General features: G+C 42.5%; 19 protein-coding genes. 13 read left to right on the top strand and 6 right to left on the bottom strand.

The window, feature by feature from the left end:
* The 6 genes from RMY64_RS30130 to RMY64_RS30105 form a co-directional block, all read left to right on the top strand.
* On the top strand, positions 1 to 201 hold a 201-nt coding region (locus RMY64_RS30130; protein ID WP_322701927.1), incomplete at its 5' end, for a hypothetical protein.
* Positions 202 to 390: 189 nt separating this feature from the next.
* The gene (locus RMY64_RS30125) at positions 391 to 2118 is read left to right on the top strand and encodes a S8 family peptidase (protein ID WP_322701926.1); all 1728 of its coding nucleotides are present in this window, start codon (positions 391 to 393) and stop codon (positions 2116 to 2118) included.
* Between the two features lie 49 nt (positions 2119 to 2167).
* A complete protein-coding gene (locus tag RMY64_RS30120) occupies positions 2168 to 2557 on the top strand; it encodes a protease complex subunit PrcB family protein (protein ID WP_322701925.1) in 390 nt (129 codons plus the stop codon).
* A 75-nt stretch (positions 2558 to 2632) separates the two neighbouring features.
* Complete coding sequence (locus RMY64_RS30115; protein ID WP_322701924.1) at positions 2633 to 3040, top strand: hypothetical protein; 408 nt, start codon at positions 2633 to 2635, stop codon at positions 3038 to 3040.
* Positions 3041 to 3112: 72 nt separating this feature from the next.
* Complete coding sequence (locus RMY64_RS30110) at positions 3113 to 3307, top strand: hypothetical protein (RefSeq protein WP_322701923.1); 195 nt, start codon at positions 3113 to 3115, stop codon at positions 3305 to 3307.
* A 51-nt stretch (positions 3308 to 3358) separates the two neighbouring features.
* On the top strand, positions 3359 to 3835 hold the full coding sequence (locus RMY64_RS30105; protein ID WP_322701922.1) for a hypothetical protein: 477 nt from the start codon (positions 3359 to 3361) through the stop codon (positions 3833 to 3835).
* Between the two features lie 86 nt (positions 3836 to 3921).
* On the opposite strand, the gene RMY64_RS30100 is transcribed toward RMY64_RS30105, so the two are convergent.
* The 3 genes from RMY64_RS30100 to RMY64_RS30090 form a co-directional block, all read right to left on the bottom strand.
* The gene (locus tag RMY64_RS30100) at positions 3922 to 6309 is read right to left on the bottom strand and encodes a CHASE2 domain-containing protein (RefSeq protein ID WP_322701921.1); all 2388 of its coding nucleotides are present in this window, start codon (positions 6307 to 6309) and stop codon (positions 3922 to 3924) included.
* Positions 6310 to 6523: 214 nt separating this feature from the next.
* Entirely contained in the window at positions 6524 to 7759 is a 1236-nt protein-coding gene (locus RMY64_RS30095; RefSeq protein WP_322701920.1) for a DUF1822 family protein, read from the bottom strand.
* Positions 7743 to 8933 carry a sigma-70 family RNA polymerase sigma factor gene (locus RMY64_RS30090; RefSeq protein ID WP_322701919.1) on the bottom strand — a complete coding sequence of 397 codons (1191 nt, stop codon included), beginning with the start codon at positions 8931 to 8933 and terminating at the stop codon, positions 7743 to 7745. The genes RMY64_RS30095 and RMY64_RS30090 overlap by 17 nt, the downstream gene beginning before the upstream one ends.
* A 418-nt stretch (positions 8934 to 9351) precedes the next feature.
* On the opposite strand from RMY64_RS30090, the gene RMY64_RS30085 reads away from it, so the two are divergent.
* Positions 9352 to 10227 (top strand): phosphodiester glycosidase family protein, encoded by an 876-nt coding sequence (locus RMY64_RS30085; RefSeq protein ID WP_322701918.1) that lies wholly within the window; start codon positions 9352 to 9354, stop codon positions 10225 to 10227.
* A 106-nt stretch (positions 10228 to 10333) separates the two neighbouring features.
* Positions 10334 to 10645, top strand: coding sequence for a threonine dehydratase (locus tag RMY64_RS30080; RefSeq protein WP_322684240.1), 312 nt, complete (start codon positions 10334 to 10336; stop codon positions 10643 to 10645).
* A gap of 364 nt (positions 10646 to 11009) precedes the next feature.
* Here the strand turns inward: RMY64_RS30080 and RMY64_RS30075 are convergent, their stop codons facing one another.
* Positions 11010 to 11219 carry a hypothetical protein gene (locus RMY64_RS30075; RefSeq protein WP_094352741.1) on the bottom strand — a complete coding sequence of 70 codons (210 nt, stop codon included), beginning with the start codon at positions 11217 to 11219 and terminating at the stop codon, positions 11010 to 11012.
* Positions 11220 to 11602: 383 nt separating this feature from the next.
* Here RMY64_RS30075 and RMY64_RS30070 point away from each other — a divergent pair, with 383 nt between their 5' ends.
* Both RMY64_RS30070 and mutL read left to right on the top strand, forming a co-directional pair.
* A complete protein-coding gene (locus tag RMY64_RS30070; protein ID WP_322701917.1) occupies positions 11603 to 12652 on the top strand; it encodes an adenosine deaminase in 1050 nt (349 codons plus the stop codon).
* 252 nt (positions 12653 to 12904) lie between these two features.
* Positions 12905 to 14659 carry a DNA mismatch repair endonuclease MutL gene (mutL, locus tag RMY64_RS30065; protein ID WP_322701916.1) on the top strand — a complete coding sequence of 585 codons (1755 nt, stop codon included), beginning with the start codon at positions 12905 to 12907 and terminating at the stop codon, positions 14657 to 14659.
* Between the two features lie 317 nt (positions 14660 to 14976).
* Here mutL and RMY64_RS30060 read toward each other — a convergent pair whose 3' ends face one another.
* Together RMY64_RS30060 and RMY64_RS30055 are read right to left on the bottom strand one after the other, a co-directional pair.
* Positions 14977 to 16602, bottom strand: coding sequence for a response regulator (locus RMY64_RS30060; protein ID WP_322701915.1), 1626 nt, complete (start codon positions 16600 to 16602; stop codon positions 14977 to 14979).
* On the bottom strand, positions 16599 to 21320 hold the full coding sequence (locus RMY64_RS30055; protein ID WP_322701914.1) for a PAS domain S-box protein: 4722 nt from the start codon (positions 21318 to 21320) through the stop codon (positions 16599 to 16601). Before RMY64_RS30055 ends, RMY64_RS30060 begins: the two co-directional genes overlap by 4 nt.
* A gap of 289 nt (positions 21321 to 21609) precedes the next feature.
* Between RMY64_RS30055 and ldpA the strand changes: the two genes are divergently transcribed.
* The 3 genes from ldpA to RMY64_RS30040 all read left to right on the top strand — a co-directional run bounded on the left by ldpA (position 21610) and on the right by RMY64_RS30040 (position 25216).
* Positions 21610 to 22770 (top strand): circadian clock protein LdpA, encoded by a 1161-nt coding sequence (gene ldpA, locus RMY64_RS30050; RefSeq protein WP_322701913.1) that lies wholly within the window; start codon positions 21610 to 21612, stop codon positions 22768 to 22770.
* An 83-nt stretch (positions 22771 to 22853) separates the two neighbouring features.
* A complete protein-coding gene (locus tag RMY64_RS30045; RefSeq protein ID WP_322701928.1) occupies positions 22854 to 24587 on the top strand; it encodes a R3H domain-containing nucleic acid-binding protein in 1734 nt (577 codons plus the stop codon).
* 449 nt (positions 24588 to 25036) lie between these two features.
* Positions 25037 to 25216 (top strand): chlorophyll a/b-binding protein, encoded by a 180-nt coding sequence (locus tag RMY64_RS30040; protein WP_099103697.1) that lies wholly within the window; start codon positions 25037 to 25039, stop codon positions 25214 to 25216.
* Positions 25217 to 25281: the final 65 nt, after the last annotated feature.

The following is a 25281-nucleotide window of genomic DNA, read 5'->3' as shown; positions in this document are numbered from 1 at the left end:
GTGTTGCCCAGCTATTTTCGCTGGATGGCACCTATCTACGTCCCTTTGGTGACTCGTGTCCTGTTTGGACCCCTTCGCAAACAGGCTGGGGTCAAAGCAGAAGAAGTTGAAGAAGCGCCCGAATTTATTCCATTTTTGCCCTGGATACTTCGTGCTATATCACTTGGACGGACTGCGTACAAGACGGCTTCGCGTCGTTAATAAGGAGCCAGTACAGCTCTAATCAAGCCCTCTGCTGCTTGAGAAAGAACCAACTTTCCTTCAAGACGGGCGATGGCTGATGACAAACTGCATTGCATCTATGCCCTCCGATTTCTCTTCTGATTTAGGGAGTTTGGGGGCTGCGATCTGATTTTCCTTTCATTTCATCAATACAGGAGGCAAAACCCCATGATTTTAGAAGATGATTTTTACTTAACAGACGAGCAACTTGATGGCGCTTCAAGCGAAGTCCGCAATCAGTGGGGAGCCGAGATTGACGACAAACTTGAAAACCTTTTAGAGCATCAAATCTTGGCTGAAGATGGCGGTATCGAGTCTACTAAGCGCCAGCAGGTGATTGTTCATTACAAACCAACTAAGTTGTTCGACGATTTCCTGAACGAGTTCGAGGACTTGGATAACTCATATCGGAAACGCGGAGAAGAATTTGAATTCCAATATCTCGACGAATTTGAAAGCTTGGTAAATGAATCGATCGAGTCACTCTTGAAAGAGTTGCCAACCGCAGAGACAGGCGAACATTTAAGGTTGGGGAATGCGGTCGTTGCCAACCTCACCCCTGCCGAAATTAAACAAATTGCCAGTCGTAGCGATGTAGAACAAATAGAATTTGATACGCCCCTAAAGTTGGAACTCGATCTGAGCGCTGTTAGCGTGGGTGTGGTTGAAGCCAGAACCCAAGGACTGGTTGGCACGGGCAAAGGCGTGATCATCGCTGTCCTAGATGGAGAAGTTGATATTAACCATCCTGACCTTAAGGGTCGTGTGGTTCACAAGAAGAATTACACTCAGCAAGAGTGGGGCAACCCGCATCCGCATGGCACCCATGTGGCGGGCATCATCGCGGGCAATGGCTCCAAGTACAAAGGCATGGCACCGGGGGCAGAAATCTGGAGCTATAAGATTTTTCCCACCCCACCCGGAGAATCGACCGAATCGAGAGGTGCCGATGCAATTGAGGATGTCGTGAAGGATATGCAGCAAGAGAAGCGATTACGGATTGCCAACTGTAGTTGGGGATCGTTTAGCCAAACGCTTGATGGCAACAGCGTCGTTTCCGAAACCGCTGAACGAGCGACGAAACTCGGCTTAGTGTTAGTGAAAAGCGCAGGCAACGAAGGCACTAAAAGACCTGGACCCGGAAGCCTTACCATCCCAGCAGATGCTAGAGGGGATGTGATTGTGGTTGGAGCGTCTAGCCGCGATAGTACGAGCGTCATGCCTTTTAGCAGTCGGGGTCCAACGAGCGACGAGCGACCAAAGCCGGATATTCTAGCTCCTGGTGAATTGATTATGTCTGCCAAGCCGGGTGGCGGCTACACTAGGCTGTCGGGTACCAGTATGGCATCCCCCCATATTGCAGGGATTGCTGCCCTGATCTTAGAGCGTTATCCAAAGCTCCAACCTTTGCAGGTGAAGAAAATTCTGATGCAATCTGCCAAGAAACTGGATTCTTCTGAATTCGATGAGAATGCCCAGGGGGTGGGATTGGTGGATGCCGTCAAAGCGTTACAGCTAGCAGGGCAACCGCTCGCGGAAGCAGAGAAAGTCACCGCCATTCCATCGCTTAAAGAATGGACGCTGCGCGAACAGGTCAATATTGCTGTGCGAAACACGGGTGACGAAACGATGCAAGCGGTGAAAGCAACTCTGGTTGGACCTGACGGCATTAATCTGATTGGGCTTGACGGCAAGAAAGTGACGAGTGCCGAACAAGACTATGGCACATTGCGAGTCGGTGCAGAGATAACCCGCGACTTTGGAATTGAAGTGCCTTCAAAGTTTAAGTTGCCTCAATGCCAGCTCACTTTAAACCTCAATTTCACGACGCCAACTGGCAAGAAGAAAACTCGCTCCTACAAGCTAACGCATCAAGTTCCCAGTCTTCAGCGCTAGAACGTTGTGTCAGTAGAACGAAAACTTAGTAAGGAGGTTCAAATTCAAAATGAATGTTGATTTCACAACTATTGCACGGGGGAGTGATAGTGGTTATCAAAGCGCTAGTCAAATGGTGATTGACAACTCAGAGCGATGGATCGATCTCTGGCAACAGCACACCTCTAATGCCGAGCCACCGCCACCCGTTCCTCAAGTGGATTTTACCCGCTACAGCGTAGTTGCCGTTTTTGCTGGAGAGCAGCCGACTGGTGGTTACTCGGTTGAGATTCTGAGTGTCGAAACCAGTGGCTCCCAAACTCAGGAGCAACTCGCGATTACCGTTCAGCATCGCCAGCCTAGTGCTGGCGATTTCGTGACAGAGGCGCTTACCTATCCGTATCACATAATTAGGATTCCCAAAATTGATGCAAACAGGGTCGTCTTTAAAGACATTTAACCCTGTGCGTCGTTTGCTCAACATCACTGTCACCCGATCCCAATTCAATACACATCAACAACAGGAGCAAAAATCATGAAAGCACAGATAGTCGAACAAGTTGAGCTTTTTTCAGAAGCGGAACTCCAGAGCCTAGAGTTCGTGCCAGAGGAATTAGAAGCCATTGAAGCAGAGCGAGTTCCGGACTTGGACAGTATATCTTTTGAGGAAGTAGCCAAAGACCTAGAAGCTTACTTCGAGGGAGATGTTGAAGGGGCAGGTTTGGAAGGCAAGAAAGGCAGCAGTAGTGGCATCAAAGGAGGGCATGATACAACAAAAAAGGGTAAGAAAAACAAAGATGACCATCAGAAGGCAGATGCAGCGAGAGAAAAACAGCAGTATAACGCTTATGTAAGAAAAACGAAAGATAAGAATGGAAAAAACACAAAGAAGGTGTTAACGATGCAAGATTGGCGGGATCAATGTAGACCAAGTGTCTCATAAATAGATCCAACTTTTGCGCCGTTGGGACAATAGCGATCGCCTGTTCTTAACTACTCAGTTTTATGAGGATTTTTGGAGAGGAGTGATCGTGATAATCATGCTTTTGGTTATGGCGATCGCTTATCTTGTAGAGACAATCTTAAAAGTCAGGCGATCGCTCTTTTGATCAAGGTTAATCGGGGTGCGATGTTTGTTCTCAAGAGTGCGATCGCTAATCTTGTAGCGACAGTCTTAAAAGTAAGGCGATCGCTCATGGATGATGGTTGATGAGCGTGCGAATTTATCCAAAATCTAAATGTTCTAAAAAGGTACTTAATCATGAATACAAACATTGTAAATACTGACTCCCCCGATGTCAACGCACCGAATCCATCAATCGATCCCTCGCTCAAGCCAGATCGACCAAATCTATTTGAACTTCAAGACAAGGATACACAAATTACCTACTCGGCAAGTAGTTTTGCTGGCGTACCACAACTCAATTACAAGGAGCGGAACATCAGCCGCAACTTCAGTGGCGAGGAGATCGACACGCTAGAAACACAAATCGGCAAGCTGCTCACAGTACTCATCGAACCCAACGCCGATACGGGGAAATCGATCTATCTGACTCTGCTGCTACCAACCATTAACCTGCTAGCCAAAGACAGACAAAATCTCATTCAGACCGAGGCGATTTTGACTACCCAGCGCGAGGTTCCATTCTCTCCCGACCGTCCTCCTTTCGTTGAAGGGCAGATACAAACCTATAAAACTTTGTTGCTCAAAGGAACAGCTAGGCGAGTTGAATTCTAACATTGTTACGAAAGGGTTGCAAAAATCAAATTGTTGATTTTGAAAAGGAAGTTGAAGACATTATTTTTCAGTTATAAAGGAAAATTTTATTTAACTAAGGGTTCTGGAAGGGTAAAAAATTCCTGACGGCGTTGAATCAACACTATAACAACACCGCTTGCAACCACGGCAAAGGCAGAAGGAATAAATGGCAACCATAGCCCTTGTTTTAAAAGAGCGATCGCACAAACTCCATATAATATGACAACTGTCACAAAGATAGCGCATCTCTGATGTGAGAGCGATCGCACCCGCCAAATAATCAGACTCCCAACTACAGACCAGCCGCATATCCAGAGAATATCGCCCCAGTAAGGCAAAACCCAAAGAATTGGACGTTGGTCTAAAACTGCACTCAAAAGTTGGCTAACCATTTGTGCTTGTATAAATACCCCTGATATTTCTTGGTAATCTTGTTGTGCAGTACTGTAGGGAGTTGACCAAGTATCGCTGACTGTATTAGCTGTCACTCCAACGATTACTACCTTATCTTTCATTGATTTACGATCGAATTTCTCACTCAATACCTCATCAAGAGAAACTCTCTGATAATCTGTATTACGATAATTGACAAGTATTTGATTTCCACCTAAATCAACTCTTTGTTGATAGGCACCACTGCGGCTAAATTTTAAGCGTTTAAATACTTTAGAGCCAAACTGTACATAATCTTCATTAAATTTAGGTTTAATATTTTCGTCAGATAAGTAACGAGTAACTAATTGCAACGACAGCGAATAAGGCGTTGTACAAGTTGAAGAAGGCTCTTGTGCCATCATCAAAATTTGGCGACGGACGATACCATCTGGGTCTTGAATTGTATCAGTAAAACCCTGACGTTCTACAGGTACGTCTTTCGGAGGTTTAACACCTTGTGGGTCATATTTGCGATCGCGGCTTTTGCAGACAACAACAACATTATCTTTATTAAGTTCAGTCGGAAGTTGTATTGGATTTGATTTATTTGGAGGATCGGCAAAGTCTCTATAAATATCCAGTCCAACAACTCGCGGTTGATACTTTTGTAGTTTGTTGAGCAATTTAGCTAACATACTATCCGAAATGGATTTTAGTCCTTTGGTCATCTCTTGTCGTGATTGAATATCTTTTTCAGTAATTTCTACAATTATCAACCTTGGATCTGGCTCTTCTTGAGGTTGCAACCGTAGCATTTGATCGAAAGTTTGTAGTTCGATTTTTTCAAATACTCCCAAGTATCTCAAACCTAATGTTGAAATAGCCACAATCAAAGTACTAAGTAGTACAGTCAAAAGTTTGAGTTTTGGTGTTGCAATTTTACCTTTTGTCGGAACTTCACCTACAAATTTAGTATCAGCAAAATTACCGCACAATTCTTGCCACGTAGTAGGAAAAGTTGTGGGATTTTGATAGATAACTGGCAACCAAGTGGCACAAGGAAATTCATTTTCCAGTCCTTGAAGTCTTTCTCGCGCTTCTCGCACAGCCAAGTAAAATGGTTTGCTATCTGCAAAGGCGGTAAGAAAGTTTTTTAAAAATTCCTGTGCGATTAAATCTGGCACTCCTTCCCGCATTACAATCATTTGGGGAATGTTTAAATCAGCTAAATTTCGTCCTAAGCCAATTCCGTCACAAGAATTGAAAATTGCTAGTTTCAAACCGCGTCTAATTGCTGCCTTAAGTCCATTTTTCAACTGCGAAATTGTTAAACTTTCTGTTTGATTGATGCAAATTTCCCCAATTTCTCCGTCAGTAAGACTAGTGCTATGTCCGGCAAAAAATAGAATATCCCAATCATGATTCCATAGATGCTCGTCAAGTGTTTGTCGTGTTGGTTCTATAAGAAAAGTGGTTTTGCCATCTGTTAAACCTTGTAAAGCAGAGGCATCTTTATCAATATCAATACCAACTCTATTGCCTAGAATTGCCAAAATTTTGACTTTACCTGTAGGAGATTTTTGTAATAAGTGAGTAGATTCATACTCATGATTGCTTAAAGCTAATTCCGCTTTCGGGTAATCTTCAAAAAAATGCCATAGATGCCAAGGCAAGCGATGCAATAGAACTATATTTGTTTCAATAATGACTCTAATTTCATTATTACGACTGAGTAGAGTTCGCAACTGCCGTTCAATATTCTGAAATGATTCACATTTTAACCAAGCATTGATATTTGCTTGTAGCTGTTGACACACTTCATTAAAGTCATTGACAGAAATATTGGTTATGTCTTGCGAATGTACTTTTATCCGTTGATTCCTACCCAGGCGTTGATGAACTGCTGCGTAGAGTAACTGCCATCTGCGGTAGAGTTCGCTTAGTTCTGGTGCTGGTGGTAGACTCCCTGTTAATTTCACAGGTACAAATTGGTTATCACACCAAACTTGAGCCGTGACAACAGGAAATCCTTGATTTAAATCTCCTCCCAAGAAGCTGAAGACAACTAGCTTACTCATAAGTTAAATGGACTTAGCCATTCGTGATTAACTAATGACTAATCAACAGAGAGCATTCTACTTATGCAAAAATACCAAATAAAAGTGCAGTATAAGGACTACACAAGACAAATTTGGTATAAACCTATGACTTTCGAGCAAAAACAACGACAACGTTTACAAGCCACCACAAAGAGATTGCATCAACCAATTTGACCCTGCTGGCTCATAATAACTAAATTATGAAATTTTCTGTTATTTGATAATTATCAAGACCAACCTGGATGCTGAAACATTCTCCTACTTCCCCATCAAAGAGTTTTAACTGCACATAACTATCTTGAATTCTTGCTTGTACTTGTTGAAGTATTTCCCCTCGATCTGAAAGTAAAATTAGCTTGATATTAGCAGGTAGGTCAAGTTGATTACAAGCTGGATGTAGTTGCACGCGAATACTAACTTGTTGGTTAGCTTCTGGTATTAAGGCGATTAATAAAATAACTTTTTGAGTCTCTATTTCTATTCCCAAGTCAATCAGCTTGGCGCGTTTGATCGCGGCAGCATTTAACCCGGAAGAAGTGCGGAAATTAAAAGCTAGGCTACTGGAGTTTGGCTCAAAAAAAGTCTCTATAGCTTGCCAAGAAGCATCATAAATCTGCTCCAGCCAACGACTGAGACTCACTTGTACTTGTGAAAATTGCGTAGGTGCAGATTGCAGTCTTTCTTGGTACAAACGCTGCCGCCACTGCTCATTTTCTAGTAGCATTCCCCAGGTTGTAAATGGCACTGCTAGTCTAGGAAATGTTACAGAGGAATCACTTAACCGTTGCACAAGATTTTCTGCTTGAACATTCGATAATTCTGGTAGTGGAGCGATCGCACCTTTCATCTCCTCTGTTCCACAAAATTGGTAGGTGATCCAAAAAGCATTAAGGTCTTTAATTAAGTGCCGTGCATCTATACAATAAGTCCTATCTACTTGGTCGTAGTCTGCTAGTGATTTAAGTTTTTCATGGGTTATATAGCTCCAAATTCTTACCCACTTCCCATCTGCTGTAACTTGCACTGCTAAATAATAGTCTGCTGCCCAACTAGGAATGTCTACCCATTCTTGAGGAACTTCTAACTCACTATCATCAATTGCCTCGCTAGGAATTAAAACGACTCGCTTTTGATTTAACAAAATTGCTGTGCCATTGACAAATTCCCAAAAAGCAGGAATACCAGGAGAACTATGCCAGATACTTGCTTCTGGAACATATTCAGCTTTTACCCAATTCAAAAACCCATAAACGCAAATTTGATTTATGTAAGCACGCCAGCGACTGCTAGGTGTGGCGTACATTTGGCTTTCTTGCCAAGAACTTGTCTGCAAGGATGGTGATATTTCTAACAATAATTCCTGCGGTTCAGTAAAAGCCGAAGTCATTCTTACTACCTCATCATTCATAATTTCAGCGATATTCCCCATACTTAACTTTCAACCATTCTTCCAAAGCACTACTCATATCATTAACTAGGTTGGAAGTCACAGAAATATTAAGCGTGTCTTGGCTCCATTGGATCAATGCTTTCAGCATTGATTCTCTACATTTGATCAGCCGACGAGAAACAGTAGGCTGACTCATTTGTAGGCGTTCTACAATCTGTGGCTGAGTTAATCCCTGTTGGTAATAAAGTTGAAGTATTTCTTGAGTTTTTGCCTCAAAAGCTTGTAAAGTTTTTAACAAAACAGCTTCAATCTGAGATCGTTGATTTTGTTGGTTTTGGGCATCCTCTTGGGCTATCATCTCCGTGATTAATGATTCAGAGGATGGATCTGGCAAATCAAAAGTTGTTGTGGAGTCATCTTTTGGTATCACTACATTTAGAGAACTAACAGGTGGATACAGATAACCACGCACGTAGATAGCTGCTTGGGTTAGCCACTGTTCAATTTTCTCTCTCGTGGATTCTGGAGTAGGTTGAGTTAACTGATTTTGGCGATCGCGGTTGTAGAGCTTGACAATAGCTTCCCAAAGTTGAGGTTCTGGTTCTGGTAGTGACTTTGTGCCACCTGGTTGGTTTTGAACATACAGTTCTTTGAAACAAGTCCAGGCTAATCGATATTGAACAATTAGAATCGGTGATAATCCAGCTTGAGCAAGAGCTTCTAAAAACTGCTTTTTGCTTACTTTGCGTAACAATGCCCAATTTGTGCAAATATCAGCTTCTTTGCGTTGGCGTAAAATATCTTTTAGCCGACTCGGAACTGCCATAGTAGCATAGGCTTTTAAGCTAGAGCATTTTTCTAGATTAAAATTTTTGAGAATTGTTTCAATTTCAGCATTCGCCATTTGAAAATAATCTGCTAGGCTATGTTGACTATTTGTAAATTTGGCAATAGTTTTTTTAGCAGCCCAATAATTTGATTCCTGTAAATAAGCAGATAAATGCATTCTAGCAAGGCTATTAGATTCCTCTCGCCAGCATTTGTACCAATGTAATGCCCAAAAGTTTTCTGAGTTAGGGACGAATGATGAAGACTCCAAGCAATTTTGAATATTTCGATGTAGTTTGATATCAATCAACCATTTGCTGAATCTGTCTCCTTCTAATTCAACGAAGGTTGAGAACATCTCGATAATTTTTTGACGAGGACGCATAAGCAGTTAACAATTTCAATCGATCCGAACTTAAGCAACTATCAAAACCGCAGATATCTCTGTGGACAATTGCAAGATACTGGTTTGCTAATTTCCAATTCAATAGCGCACATATTTTATTCCTTGATGTTTTTGAAGATAACTCTATTCATATTCTGTTGAATCTAGATAGTTTAGTTATTTTAAAGTTAAATTTTTGTAATTATGGGTTTAGTAGCCATAATTGCGAACATATACCTAATTGAGCCTTTTTGGGAATACGCCCTTCGGTATACTTTTGACTATCTATTTTTCCTAAATCCTTAAAAAATGGGCGAACCGGGAATAATTAAAGTTAATTGCTTATTTTTCAGCTTAAAGTATTTTAATTAAATCGATTAAATCAACTTTTTTGAGCTAACCGCACGTGAGTTTAAAAGTGAGAAAAATCAAACTACTGGCTTTGATATTAATTAGTTTAGCAATGGTGTTGTGGTTTAATTTGCGTTTTTCAACACCTTCAATACCCACTATTGCAGCTTCACCAGCAAAAACTATCCGCTACTTCGATCGCACTTTGCCCCAAAGCATCGCTCACATCGTGTTGATTCCAGTTGATAGCAAATTTTTGGTAACTCCTGCACTATCACAGAAGGTAGCCACTGTAGAGGAATTTGCCCAAAAGCATCAAGCCGTGGCTATTTTGAATGCAGGCTTTTTTGATCCAGTCAACCAAAAAACTACATCTTATGTTGTCCGACAAGGAAAGTTGATAGCCGATCCCAAGGAAAATGAGCGGCTGGTGAACAATCCCAACTTAAAATCTTATTTGGGCCAAATATTCAATCGCACAGAATTCCGTCGTTACTTATGCGGGCAAACTAGCCGCTATTCCATTGCCCAACACAATCAGTCACCACCAGCAGGTTGTCAGTTAGTTGATGCTATCGGTGCTGGCCCGCGCCTATTACCAGAACTCACCTTAGAAAAAGAGGGCTTTGTGGACAATGCTAATAAACGAGATGCGCTTGGCAGCAATCAACCCAATGCCAGAACTGCTGTAGGTATCACCCCTGATGGCAGCGTTATTTTAGTTATGGTGGCTCAAAAACCCTCGGCTCCCGCGAATGGAATATCTTTGCCAGCATTAGCTGATTTGATGAAAACTCTTGGAGCCGATCGCGCCATGAATCTGGATGGAGGAAGTTCGTCTTCGCTTTATTACAATGGGAAAACTTTTTACGGAAAGGTTGATTTGGAGGGGAATTCTATCAAGCGTCCTGTAAAGTCGGTTTTGCTGGTTCAGAAAAGGTAGGGATTGTGGGAATTATACCTACCTACTGGTAGATTTTTTCCATATCAGCAATTCCCGAATCCGAATTGCGTCACAATGGTAATAGGCAATCATTGAAGGTACTATTATGCTTCGTCTAACTCAAATTATTCGGAACTTGTTCCTTCGTCTTGAAGGCTTGTTTGGTGTTTTATTCCAAAGTATTTCTAATTTTTTCGGAAATTTATTTGGTTTGTTTGCCAAGCTTTTCGGATTCTCTGAGTCTGGTTATTTCTTAGAATCCGATCGGGTGCAAGACGTAAATCAAGCTTCAACTAAACAGCCAATTGAAACGAATCGGGATAACACTACTAAAATTCCTGCCCCTAACCGCCGTCGTTCTAATGCTAAACTTGACGACTACTACCTCAACATGGCTCGTGATGTGAAAAAGAACTAACAAAAGCCATCAAGTAGAGGGTTAATAGTAATAAGCTGTTCCACCTTTAACTTGCATAATTAGGGTGGGCAATAATTTGGCGTCAGCGCTACTTTAATAACGCTCAGTACAGGTCAGCCGAACGCTGTCCACCCCACAATATTTTAATTAAATTTAGATGTACAAATTATATCTGGAACAGTTTAGCAATACCTAAATTGCGCTTTACATTTTTAGAAAAATCATCTAGCCACAATTAACGAATTTGGATGTGCGTAGGCGATCTTTACCGCAGGCATCGCACCTTTCACAAAAATTTTGTCCAGTTTGAGGCTGGACAATAGCTAGAAATATTTTTGAGTTTGAATATTTACTTGGTTTTTAGCTAACTTACCAAATCAACTAAAGCGTTGCTTTGGAAGCGAACTATAGATGAAACTGAGCAACCGCGATAATTCTCAGAGGTGAATACTGATAGTGTGATATTGGCTTGACCTGGATCTAAAATGCGTTTTACCTTGCAGGTTTGCATTTTATTGTTGCAGTAAGCAATAATGCGATCGCCAGCCTTGACTTCCAACGCTTGAATTTTCAATTAATACCAACCTTGCCAGGAATTTGCTTTGTTAAAGAAAAAATATATTGCTATATTTCATTCGCTTAACAATAGCAATGTTTCTTTACTATAGCACAAAAAGGATATCAATGCTATCAATTTAATCTTGGTAATGTCAAGTTTGTTCGTGCTGCAAATATTAGTGCAGGAGGTAGGAAGCAGAAATTTATCTGTTGCTCTCAACCCTATCTAATTCCAAGCCACCAAATCGTTTGCGCAGTTTACAGGTCGGAGTATTTGTTGAAATTAAGATGTAGGGAAACCTCTACTCCAAAGAAGTTGGAGCAAAATTTGTTTGAAGACAAATTTTTCTTTCGATGTTTTTGTTACAATCATTGAAATTTTTACCTAAAAATACCACTATGGCTTTATATGCTGAATTACATAGACATCTAGGCGGCTCGGTCGTACCACGAGTTTTATGGCGATATTTCGAGCGGCATTCTTCGGAGTTAATTTCCCGCTTTGCTGACTATTCAGAATTTGAAGATTTTTATACCCGCCCACGTAACACCCTAGACGAGTATCTAGAATTACACACCTTGGTAGAAAGCGTGCAAACTGTAGAAACTTTGCCTTACTTTATCTATCGCTTGGTGCGGGGTGCTTACATATTTGAAAATTTGGCTTATCTGGAACTGCGCTACACTCCTTATTTGCGGACACCTGAGCATCTGAGTCAATCTGCAAGAATTGACAAGATGGCAGAAATTGTGCGAGTCGTAGGACTTGCCAGCCAACAGCCAGAATATCCGATTGTTACTAGCCAAATTCTCTGTATGCACACACGCCTACCTTATGAGGTGAACAAGGCGATTGTTGATTTGGCAGCACAAAATAAACAGTATGTCTGTGCAGTAGATGTAGCCGGAGGTGATAGTTATTACGCCGATCGCTTAGAAGAATGGATTAGCTTATATGATTATGCGCGATCGCTGGGCGTTAACACCACAGGACATCTATATGAAACTACCGCTGGTTGTTACCCAGAACTGTTACCATATTTGATGCGGATTGGTCACGGCATTCAAATTCCCCTACTATATCCAGAGCTACTTAATGATGTAGCTAGACGCGGGCAATGTTTAGAGGTTTGTCCGACAACTTACCTAAAAACTGGAACTTTGCAAGATATACGTCAACTCAAATTAGTTTTTGACCGTTGTCTTGATGCTGGAGTTGATATCGCTATCTGTACTGATAATGCCGGATTGCACAATGTACGTCTACCGTTTGAGTATGAGAATCTCTTGACTTACAACATCATTAGTTTTGCACAACTACAAGCTTGTCAAGATGCGGCTTTCCGTCATGCTTTTGCTTGGCCTTATAGTCAACGTCCTGCATCACTGTTGAACGGTTTGCTCAAACCTGAACCAGCTAAAATTTTGTCCATGAGAGATAGTAATTAACGAATCGCCTAAAAATATCCATAAAGTCAGGTGATTTAATGTTAATTAATGTTGCAATTACTAACTTTTTCTGATGGCATAGAAAAAGTTGTAATACATAATAGATATCTTGCAAAATTAATGTTTTATAAATTAAACCACAGATGTACACAGATAATTTATCAGTGTTTATTTGTGGTTCTTTTGTTGCTGAGAAAGGATTCTTGATATAAGTCGTATATAGCGTGCCCCAGAAGCTATAAACTATAATTTATGGCATCTACTATTCAAGCTCTACCAACAGAAGTTGTATATCTCATTACAGCTGGAGAGGTAATCGACTCTTTAGCCTCTGTGGTGCGGGAATTGGTAGAAAATTCCCTAGACGCAGGTGCAACGCGAATTGTGGTTTCTTTGTGGCCGCAGCAATGGCGAATTCGCGTGGCAGATAATGGCTGTGGAATGAACCTAGATGATTTACAACAAGCAGCCACAGCCCACAGTACTAGTAAAATTCGCTCTAGTGCCGATTTGTGGAAAATTAACAGTTTAGGGTTTCGTGGTGAAGCGTTGCACAGTTTAACGACTCTGGCTGATTTAGAAATTTTGAGTCGTCCTCTGGAGGGAAATTTAGGATGGCGGATAATTTATGGCGATGGCGGGAAAGTTGTACAAGTTGAAGCAACTGCGATCGCACCTGGTACAGTAGTTACAGTTTCTCATCTTTTCGGTAATTGCTCATCTCGTCGTCAGGGATTACCTACAACAGCACAGCAAATGAAAGCTGTGCAAGCCACAATTCACCAAATTGCCCTCTGTCATCCCCACGTTACTTGGCAGATTTGGCAAAATGATCGTCAATGGTTCACCATTTGTCCGGCAGCGACAATTGGGCAATTGCTACCGCAGATTTTACCACAAGTGCGACAAGGTGACTTGCAAGAAGTCAAACTCGAAATACCCAACCCCCCCAACTCTTGTAGAGACGCGATTCATCGCGTCTCTACGGACACTTGTACAGAGGCGATTCATCGCGTCTCTCCTCACTCAGCACTAAATTTAGTGGTAGGATTACCCGATCGCACTCATCGTCATCGTCCAGATTGGGTACGTGTAGCTATCAACAGACGCATGATTAAGACACCGGAACTAGAGCAAACCATATTATCAGCATTTCATAGAACATTACCACGCGATCGCTATCCAATTTGTTTCTTACATCTTGCCATTTCCCCCGATCAAATTAACTGGAATCGCAATCCAGCAAAAACAGAAATTTACCTCAACGAAATCATTTATTGGCAAGAGCAAATTACCCAAGCAATTAACCAAGCACTCAGCATTTCTTCTAACAATCTCAAAGAAGCTGTTCACACAACACGAGTTAGTAAATTACTCAAAGCCGCAGAAGCCAAAGGCAGCTATAATTTCAATTCTCAAAATCCTAATGAAAATCCCAAAACTCCTAACTCCTCACTCCCAACTCCTAACTCTTTAAAAGCTGTCGCTCAAGTAAGCAACACTTATATTGTGGCGGAACATTCAAGTGGGATGTGGTTAGTAGAACAGCACATTGCCCATGAGCGAGTTTTGTATGAGCAATTATGCGATGATTGGCAACTTTTACCCGTCGAACCGCCAATAATTCTTTATCAATTATCGCCAGCGCAAGTATTGCAACTCCAACGCATTGGTTTAGAAATAGAACCCTTTGGCGAACAACTTTGGGCAGTCCGTAATATTCCCGCACCTTTGCAACAGCGAAACGACTGTGCAGAAGCAATTTTAGAGCTTAGTTGGGGAGGGGATTTACAAACAGCCCAAGTCGCTGTTGCCTGTCGCAGTGCTATTCGTAATGGTACACCCATGAATCAGCAAGAAATGCAGACACTTTTAGATAATTGGCAACGTACTCGCAACCCTCGCACCTGTCCTCATGGACGACCAATTTATTTATCTTTAGAAGAATCAGCTTTAGCTCGGTTTTTCCGACGTAATTGGGTAATTGGAAAAAGTCATGGAATTTGATGTTTTCAGTAATGCTAATACTAAATGTCGTTTGCTGTTGTCGTTTGCTAAATTATTTGTCCTAAGCTCGACTTTATCCATTACGTTAGTAGGATATTGGCAATTTCAAATGGTATTGTTGTATTCATGGGAAGATACACACAATTATCCTTCAGCCTCAGTGTATTACTTGTGCCATCACTATTCGCCAAGGCTGTATTTAAATGTTATGTATGCAGCAAAACCCGCATCTTTTAGCGATCGCCTACATTTGTGATGACCTGTAGGCAAAAATGGATAAAGTCGAGCTAATGACAAATAACAAATGACAAATACCATCACAAACTTAAAGGCAGCTGAACTGTAAACGTTGTCCAGCCCTGAGAGCTGGTAACTTCAATCGTGCCTTGGAGATATTCTACTAACTTCTTAACCAATGTTAAACCTAATCCTGTGCCGCTTTGTTGCCAGCGTTCGCTTTCAGGAATCCGGTAAAACGGCTCAAAAATTCGAGATTGTTCTTTTTTTGGAATTATCACCCCAGAATTGCTAAATGTGATTTGAAAATAAGGAACTTGAAAATTATCTAATACACTAGATTTAGCATCCTCATCGATCGGACTTTTTGTGATATAAATTAGCTGAACGTTTAACACAATCTGTCCATCAGGTGGAGTGTATTTACAAGCATTGTTGAGTAACTCTGAGATAATTTCAGTCAGGCTAGCCAAGTCTGAAACTAAAGGTGGTAAATCTGGAGAAACACTAACTTGCAAAGACTGTTCTCTAGCTTGAGCGCGTTCTTGAAAATACTCGGCAACGTGAGGCAGCCAGTTTTGGAGTTGAATTGATGTTAATTCCAATGGATAGACATCTGCATCAATCATTCGTAGATGCAGTAAATTGTCAACCAAATCCAGTTCTTGTTCGCACTGTTCGCGCACAATACGTAAATAGCGGTCTACAGATTCAGATGGGGGAAGTGTGTTTGAATTTAAGATACCCTGGCGATCGAGAATATTTTCTAGCACAGAGATTGCCATTTTGATGTTTGACAAGGGCGTTCGCATTTCATGAGAAGTGGTTGCCAGAAAATCCTCTTTTAATTGGTTCAGGCGTTGCAGTTCTGCCACTCGAACTTCTAGTTGTTGGGCGCGTTCAGCTGCAAGATTGCGTTCTTCGGTTAACCGTCGTTGCGTGTCATCCCGGAAAACAAATACGGCTCCTGTAATTACACCATTATTATTTCTCAGGGGAGTAGCACTATCAGCTATTGGTGTAGTTGTCCCGTTTTTAGCAACTAGTAGAACACCACTGCCTAAATATATAGTAGTTTCTTGTTGGAGGGCTGCAATAATTGGATTTTCTGTCGGCAACTGAGTTTGTTCATCAATGATTTTGATGACTTCAGTTAACGTCTTGTCTTTAGCTTCATTCCATTGCCACCCTGTTAGAGCTTCAGCTACCTGATTGATGTATTTAATATTTAAATTAGTATCGACTACAATTACCCCATCGCCCATTCCTCGAAGCACAGAACTCAAAAATTGCTCGCGATCGTAGCGATTGAGTGCTGTTTGAATGGCAACGTAAAGTTCTTGCTCTTTAATGGGTTTAAGAATATATCCAAAGGGGGATGTCAGCGTTGCTCGCTCGACAGTACTTTGATCGGAGTGCCCAGTGACGTAGATAATCGGGATTTGCAAATGATGCCAAATTTGCTCTGATGCCTGGATACCATCTATTTCACCGCGTAATCTGATATCCATTAAAATCAAGTTTGGGCGTAATTCAGTTGCTTTTGCAATTGCCTCTTCGGCAGAATCGGCAATATCTAAAACAACATATCCTAAAGACTCTAAAGTTTCTTGTAAGTTGATAGCAAGGATATATTCATCTTCAACAACAAGGACTCGAACTGTCTCTTTTGTGTGCGTGTTTGGTGAGAGGTCAATTATGTTCATATCCGGCTGTTTGTAAAAGTAATTTTGAACTCTGTTCCTTGTTGAGAGTCAATTTCAAGTTTTCCTCTTAGCTGCTTGACTAAACCCTGGACAAGTGTTATACCCAGTGTTTTAGTTTTCTTACTATCAAAGTTTTCGGGTAAGCCAACACCATTATCTCTAATAATGAGTGTCAAAGTAGATGCGGGTTCTTGATAAAACTTAACCTCAATTTTGCCTCCACGATTACCAACAAAAGCGTATTTTAAAGCATTAGAAACCAGTTCGTTGATAATTAGACCACAAGGAATGGCGGTTTCGATGTCAAGGCTAGCATTATCAACTTGAATATGTAGTTGAATCTGGCTAGAACTGACATTATAGGAATCAAATAAATGAGTTGTTAAATCTGGAATGTATTGAGCGAAATCAATATCAGCGAGGTCTTCAGAACGGTATAGTTTTTCATGAACTAGGGCAATGGAAGCAATGCGGTTTTGGCTATCGCGCAAAATAGCTGTCACCACAGGATCTTGTGTTCGTCTGCATTGCATTTGCAGCAAACTGCTGACAATTCCTAAATTGTTCTTAACACGATGATGAATTTCTTTGAGTAATACTTCCTTTTCTTTTAGAGAGGCTTTGATTTTTTCTTCCGCTTGCTTTTGCTCGGTGATATCTTGTTGGATAGCCACAAGGACACTTCCATACTCAGGATGTTCAAAAACGGAAGCGGTAGCGCTACACCAGAATGGAGTGCCATCTTTTTTAATATTATAAATTTCATAGATTACTTCACTGTGTTCTAAAACAGCAGTGCTAATCGCCTGATTAACATCTTCAGGTGTATTATTTTCATCACCATAGTTAACGAGCGATACATGCTGACCGATTAATTCACCAGGCTCATAACCAAACATCTGCTCGAATTTAGGATTGGCGTAGACAAACACGCCATCTGTTGCACGAACTAGGCAAATTCCCTCCGCCATGTTGCGGGTAATGACTGCTTGCAACTCTAACATTTGTTCAGCGCGTTTGCGATCGCTGATTTCAACTACCACAATGCCCATGCTAATAGGTTCATCAGCTTCAGACTGAATTGGAAAATAGGAAGCTAGCCAAGTCCTGATTACACCTGGAAATTTTGGGGTTTCTCCACTGATTTCCAAATCTAAAATTGGTTCACCTGTTGTTAAGACATGTCGAAAGAGTTGCTTTTGCTTTGGTGCAATATCAGGGACAATCTCCCACGGTGTCTTACCAATATGCTCTGCTGCGGGAATGCCATTAATTTCTGCTAATGCTTCATTAATCAATGAATAACGCAGTTCCCGATCGAGAATGGTTATACCAACAGGTGCATTATTGATGAAGGTATCCAATAACTTTTGCTTGTGAGCTACTTCTCGCTCTAGAATCTTGCGTTCTGTGATATCAATCGCCACTCTACCCACTAGCTTTTGTGCAGACAATCCGAGAATCGGGAATTTGTATACCAAGAACTCACCGAGGGAACCGTCTGGTTGAGGAGCAAATTCAATCACCTCAATTGCCTGATTTGTCTCTATGACTGTGCGAAGGTGATCGAAATGCTGCCTAGCAATTTCATCTGGGTAGAGGTCAGAAATATATTGCCCAATCACCTGTTCGGGTAGTAATTTAAATGTCCGCAGGTATGTTTGATTTAAGTAAAGTACACGCCCATCTGTATCGGTGATGCAAGCTAGCACTGGGCTGTTGTTCATAAATGCCTGAAATCGGGCTTCACTTTCTTGCAAAGCTGCTTCTGCTTGCTTTTGCTCACTTACATCAATAATTACTCCTAACATCCGTACAGGTTCGCCTGCTTCGTTGTAAGCAGCACGCCCTTTTCCCGTGAGCCAGCGAACCCTGCCATCGGGATAAATCACTCGATATTCAGCTTGAAAATTAATATGTTGTGCCAGTGCATTTGATACAGTCTGTTCAATTCCGTCAACATCCTCTGGATGCACGCGATCGCGCCATAATTGATAGCTGGCTGATATTTCTGGCTCTAAACCTAACAAACGAAAATGGTTGTCGTTCCAGATAACTTCGCCTGTTTGAACATTCCAATCCCAAAGACCGATGTGGTTAAATTCCAACGTTAGTCTCAGTTGTTCTTCACTTTTGGCTAAGGCTGCTTCGGCTTGTTTGTGTTCGCGTAGTGCGGCTTGTCGATCGCTGATATCTCGATGAGTACCAGTGATTCGCAGAGGATTACCATCTGCATCTCGCATCACAACCTTGCCGTAGTTGGCAATCCATTTGCATTCGCCCGATTTAGTGCAAAGTCGATAGTCAAATTTGTACGGTATTGAACTATCCTTGAAGTGAGCTGCCAAGATTTTCTTTGCCCAAGGTAGATCGTCTGGATGAACTAATCGCTCCCAAGTACTCAAATTCTGTGGGAGTTCATCAAAGCGGTATCCGAGCATTTCTAAATAGCGAGGGCTGTAATACACCTCTCCAGTCAAAAAGTTCCAGTCCCACAAACCATCCCCAGAAGCCTCAAGGGCTAATTGTAGTCGTTCCTCGCTTTCTCGGAGAGCTATTTCTGCCCGTTGCTGCTCTTTTTCACCATCCTTCCGGGCAGTAATATCCGTGATTCGTACTAGTTGCATCACAGTACCAGCGACCGTAATTTGTTTGGTTGCGATGTTTCCCCAAAAGGATTTGCCCTGCTTAGTAATATATTCAACTTCTCGACTGCAAAACCCTTGCTGGTGAATTTCTTGTATAAAGGTGGCAATCTCATCGGAAGTAAACGGTTGTTTTTGCAGAGTGTTACCTTTAATGTTAATTAATTCGGCTTTGCTAGAGGCTGCAAATAGCTTCACTGCTCGATCGTTACAGTCAGCGATCAGTAATGTTTCAACATCTACCAAAAAAAGTGCATCAGCGGATTCGTTATAAACAGCTTCTAGCAGGTCACGACTACGGATTATTTCTAACTCATTTTGTTTACGTTCTGTAATATCTAGAACCGCTCCCAATAGCTTAACTGGCTGCCCTTGAGCATCATAAGCTATCTCTGCTTTCGACTCAACGTAGCGCACCGAACCATCAGGTCGGATAATTCGATACTCAAGATTGAAAGGGGCTTGTTGAGCGTAGTCTGTCGTAGACATCGCCTGTTCCAGTTGAGCCTCTATCCAGGCGCGATCGTCTGGATGAACTATTTGGAGAAGTTCCGTCTGGCTGGGTTCGCCTTGAGTGGGATTTAGACCAGAGATGCGAAAGGTTTCCATTGACCAGGAGCGCTTTTTCGTTTCTAAATTCAATTCCCAACTGCCTACATGGGCGATTTGTTGAGTAGTGGCTAGCAGTGCTTCACTTTGTTGGAGTTTTTCTTTAGCCTGTTTGAGTTCGGTAATATCTCGCCCTTCTGGAATCAACAAAACAATTTGACCTGTCTCATCTAAAAGCGGACGGAGTGAAAAATCGATTGTTGCTACCCGATTATTTGCACCGAGAACATCAACTTCATAGCGGATAAACTCTCCTTGGGCTGCACGAGCGATCGCTTGTTTTAATTCTGCTTGAGTTTGCGGTGAAATTGTCCACCAGTGTGCTTCCCAAAAAGGGCGATTGATGACATCTTCTAGTTTCAGTCCGGCAAAACTTAGCGCCGTCTGGTTCGCCTCCAGTAAAATGCCAGCTGGCGTTAGCAGTCCGATGAACTGGAAAGTATTATTGAAGATGGCACGGAAACGGCGATCGCTTTGGTGCAATTTGGCAGTGCGTTCTTGTACCTTGGCTTCTAACTCGGTGTTGAGGGTCTGGAGATTGTGATAGAGTTCGGCTTGTTGGATAGCGATCGCTAGCTGCACCGTCAGTGAAGAGAGCAATTCTACCTCAAATGTCTGCCATTGTCGCGGGGCAGAACATTGATGTGCAATAAATAACCCCCAAAGTTCAACTGTTTGAGTCTCCTTGCTCTCAAACAAAATCGGGACAACTAAATTCGCCTTCACCTGAAACTGTTCCAAAAGTTGAATATGGCAATCACTTAAACCTGCTTCGTAGATGTTTGTCGCCGCCCAAATTTTTCCTCGGCGATATTCTCCCCCCTGATTTTCCTGAAAACAGGTATCTTCAATCTGCATTCCGAAGATTGGTGTCCATTGGGGTAATACCGACTCCGCGACGATGTTACCTCGCATTTGAGGCGTAAATTGATATAGCAGTACTCGATCGGTGCTCAGTAACTTGCGGACTTCTTGAACGCTCGTGGCAAGGATATCTTGAAGCTTCAACGATTGGCGAATATTAAGAGCGATCGCTCCTACTAACTTTTGTTGTTCCTGTTGTTGTTTTAGCTGCCGCATTAGCTGCATCTGTTCGATCGCCCCATGAACCGCTCGACGTAAATTATCAGAAGTCAGTTTTCCCTTGACTAGATAATCTTGCGCCCCATTCTTGATGGCTTGGACTGCGATCGTTTCGTCTCCCTGTCCAGTCAGTAGAATTACTGAAATTTGACTGTTATAAGTTTGCCTCTGTAGCCGAGTGAGAAATTCCAGCCCATCTAAATCTGGTAATCGATAGTCCAACAAAATCACATCTGGTATTTTCTCTTGACAAGCTTGTAGCGCCTGATTGCCAGATTCAAATTCGGAAATATCATAAGTGTAGCGATCGTCCCGCTCTAGGAAGCGTCGATACAAAGCTCTATCTTCAGCAGAGTCTTCTACAAAAAATATAGTTGTCATGTTGTCGCCCTCCTAAAGACAGCTGCGGGAGTGAGGAGTGGGGGAGCAGAGGAGCAGGAGGCAGGGAGATGAGGGGGTAGGGAGCAGGGAACAGGGAGCAGGGGGAGAATAACTCCTAACTCAGCACTCATTACTCAACACTGTTTTGCCCAATGACAAATGCCCTATGCCCCAGTCCCCAATCCCCAGTCCCCAGTCCCCAATGCCCCATGCCCCCTAAATTAGCAAATTCGGACTTTTTCTCGATCGCAGACTACTATTTTTAGTCGTATAAACGCATAATAGAATAGTGACTGATCTGTTCGCCCCTTTACAATCTCTCAAACAAGGTGACTGGTTCAAGCTGATCTGCGGAGCCAGCTTCCAGCATTTGCCGGCAGTCAGAAGTTTAACGTTAGCCTATACTTTGGCGGGCGCTGACTGCATAGATGTTGCAGCTGATCCAGCAGTAATTGCAGCAGCGCAATCAGGGCTACAAGCAGCCAAATCTCTGGCTCAGGATGCCCAAAAGCGAGGCTTTGACTACAAAGGCAATTTACCCTTTTTGATGGTCAGCCTAAACGATGGAGAAGACCCCCATTTTCGCAAAGCAGAATTTAATCCTCATGAGTGTCCTACAGACTGCCCTAGACCCTGCGAACGGATTTGTCCGGCACAAGCGATTGTGTTTGACAGTATCAAAGAAGACTTTTCAGGAGTAGTATCCGAAAAGTGTTATGGCTGCGGTCGTTGCATTCCAGTTTGCCCTTATGGTATAATTTATACAGCTTCATACGTGACAACGCCAGGAGCGATCGCGCCATTGGTAATGTCAACGGGAGTAGATGCCGTAGAAATCCATACAAAAGTCGGGCGATTGGCAGAATTTGAGCGATTATGGCAAGCAATTTCACCGTGGGTTGATAAACTAAAGTTACTAGCCATCAGCTGTCCTGATGGTGAAGGGATGATTGATTACTTAAGAACGCTCTACGAGAAGATTGCCCCATTCAAGGGTGCTTTAATTTGGCAAACCGATGGTCGTCCGATGAGTGGTGATATTGGCGATGGCACCACAATAGCCGCAGTGAAATTAGGGCAAAAAGTTTTGGCAGCTAAGTTACCAGGATATGTGCAGTTAGCAGGCGGCACAAATAAGTATACCGTTGCTAAGTTAAAGGCAATGGAACTACTCAAAGATTTTGGATTGCCGATTTTAGATTTTAGATTAGAAGAAGCTAATCCACAATCTAAAATCCAAAATCCAAAATCCAAAATTTCTGGGGTCGCCTACGGTAGCTACGCCCGCGTACTGCTGTCACCAATTCTCGAACAGTTAGAGAATAAGGAGGTAAGTAACACCAATATGAAGGCGACTGTTCGCCTAGAAGAAGATGAAGTATTGCTTTGGCAAGCTGTAGAACTTGCCCATTCTCTCGTTTCCCAGATCAAGTCACAGCAGGAGCGTTAATTGCTCGTTCGGAAAAATCCCCAGAGCGGGTTCTCCTGCACGCAAATGTCCTCGCTATCTCTAAAAACGTCACCATAGAACGCATGACGATTACAGACGATCTCCAAAAGTTATTAGACATTTTGCCCCAAGACCTGCAACAAGTACTAGAGAGTCATCCCAAACGAGATAGTTTAGTAGAAGTGGTCTTGGATTTGGGTCGTCGCCCAGAGGCTCGCTTTCCTAATCAAGCTGAGTATTTGAGCGAAGTACCCGTTACTCAAGAACAAATAGATGATTGCATTCAACGAGTCGGAATCTTTGGCGGAGATAATCGGGCAGGAATTGAGCAAACTTTGCATCGGATCAGCGCTATTCGCAACCGCACTGGTAAGATTATTGGCTTGACCTGTCGCGTTGGTCGAGCCGTATTCGGAACCATTGGCATGATCCGTGATTTGGTAGAAACTGGTAAATCGATTCTCATGCTGGGGCGTCCAGGCGTGGGTAAAACTACCGCCTTACGGGAAATAGCCCGTGTTTTAGCTGACGATCTGCATAAGCGAGTGGTGATTATTGACACCTCCAACGAAATCGCTGGGGATGGTGATGTTGCTCACCCCGCCATTGGTCGCGCCAGACGGATGCAAGTGGCTCATCCAAACGAACAGCATCAGGTGATGATTGAGGCAGTGGAAAACCACATGCCAGAGGTCATTGTTATTGATGAAATTGGCACGGAACTGGAAGCTTTAGCGGCTCGTACCATTGCAGAACGGGGCGTACAGTTGGTAGGTACTGCCCACGGAAATCAGATCGAAAATCTGATTAAAAACCCCACCCTGGCTGATTTAGTTGGGGGTATCCAAGCTGTGACCTTGGGAGACGATGAAGCCAGACGGCGAGGCTCTCAAAAGACTGTTTTGGAGCGGAAAGCCCCACCTACCTTTGAAATTGCTGTGGAAATGTTGGAACGCCAACGCTGGACAGTACACGAAAGTGTTGCTGACACCGTAGATAATCTGCTGCGGGGGCGTCAGCCTACTCCACAAACGAGAACCGTTGATGACCACGGCAAAATCGCGGTTACACGTCAGTTAGCTGTTGTCAACGGTCGTGGTGGACAGCTAGGAACAGTAGAGGATTCTTTCCCACCGGCGCGACCGTCTAATGGCTGGCGTTCATCTGGACAAATGGTTGCACTACCCCAATTGCCTGTAGAGCGGGTAACTGGGCGCAGTGAGTTTGACCGTTTGCTGGATGAATCGTTCAATTATTCTGAAAGCATTGATTTTGATGCTGTTACCAGACACCCAGGGCCCAATGGGGAAGATTTGCCATTGCACGTTTACCCTTATGGCGTTAGCCGTCACCAACTGGAACAGGTGATTAGCGTGCTAACTTTGCCTGTACTATTGACAAAAGATATAGATAGTGCTGATGCAATTTTAGCACTGCGATCGCACGTCAAAAACCACGCCAAATTACGCCAAATGGCCAAAGCTCGTCATGTACCCATTCACATGATTAAGTCCAGCACCATTCCCCAAATTACCCGTGGTTTGCGGCGGTTGCTGAATATTGACGACCCAGAGATGGCCGATGATAGAGAACTACAATTGTTTTTACACAATGGTAGCGATGATGAGATGGATGCTCTTGAAGAAGCTAGACTTGCCGTTGAGCAAATTGTGATTCCTAAAGGACAGCCAGTCGAGTTATTGCCGCGTTCTCCCCAAGTTCGCAAAATGCAACATGAGTTGGTAGAACATTATCGCCTCAAGTCGCATAGTTTTGGCGAAGAACCAAATAGAAGATTACGGATTTATCCGGCGTAACTTTAATAACTCTACCAAAAAGTTTACTTACGATGTACACACAAGCCTTTGTCAAGGTAATTTACGGTTAGTCTCGTAGATAGCCCCTGAGATACCTCACCCTGTCCTATCCTGACTAAGGATAAGACAAGGTGAGGTTTTGGAGGACTTTTGGGTAATCGGATAACTTATGTGTACAGCGTAACCTTTTAGGAGAAAAGTTTATGGATTTGGAAAGCGCTTTAACTATCAAAAATCGCGAAAATTATTATCTACATTCAAGCTAATAGTCCAATTTTCTCGCCCTAATTCGCTGTTATCATCAACATTACGCAGCGTCTCATAGACAAAGAATTCGTAAAGAGTGAGTAAGCCCTAATTCACTCAATCTTGCATTTTTTTTAACATCTGTTACATTACTTTACAGACAGTTATAACTGCTACAACACTTGAATTTTGGAGTTATGCTCATGTCAGATTTTAAGAATTCTGCGTCTATTGTTTCAGAAGATCCTAATGCTGTGCGTTTTGGCTTCACTCCTCAGAGTGAAAATTGGAATGGTCGTCTTGCAATGATTGGTTTTGTCTCTGCAATTTTAATTGAAGCTTTTTCTGGTCAAGGGCTACTCCATTTCTGGGGTATCCTCTAAATTGGCGATGTAGGGTAGAACTGCTGTACTACCCTGCAAAATTCTCTATATTCTACGCCAGTCAT

Source organism: Nostoc sp. DedQUE08, from assembly GCF_034530895.1.
Taxonomy (GTDB): Bacteria; Cyanobacteriota; Cyanobacteriia; order Cyanobacteriales; family Nostocaceae; genus Nostoc.
This window is presented reverse-complemented; position numbering and strand designations above follow the sequence as displayed.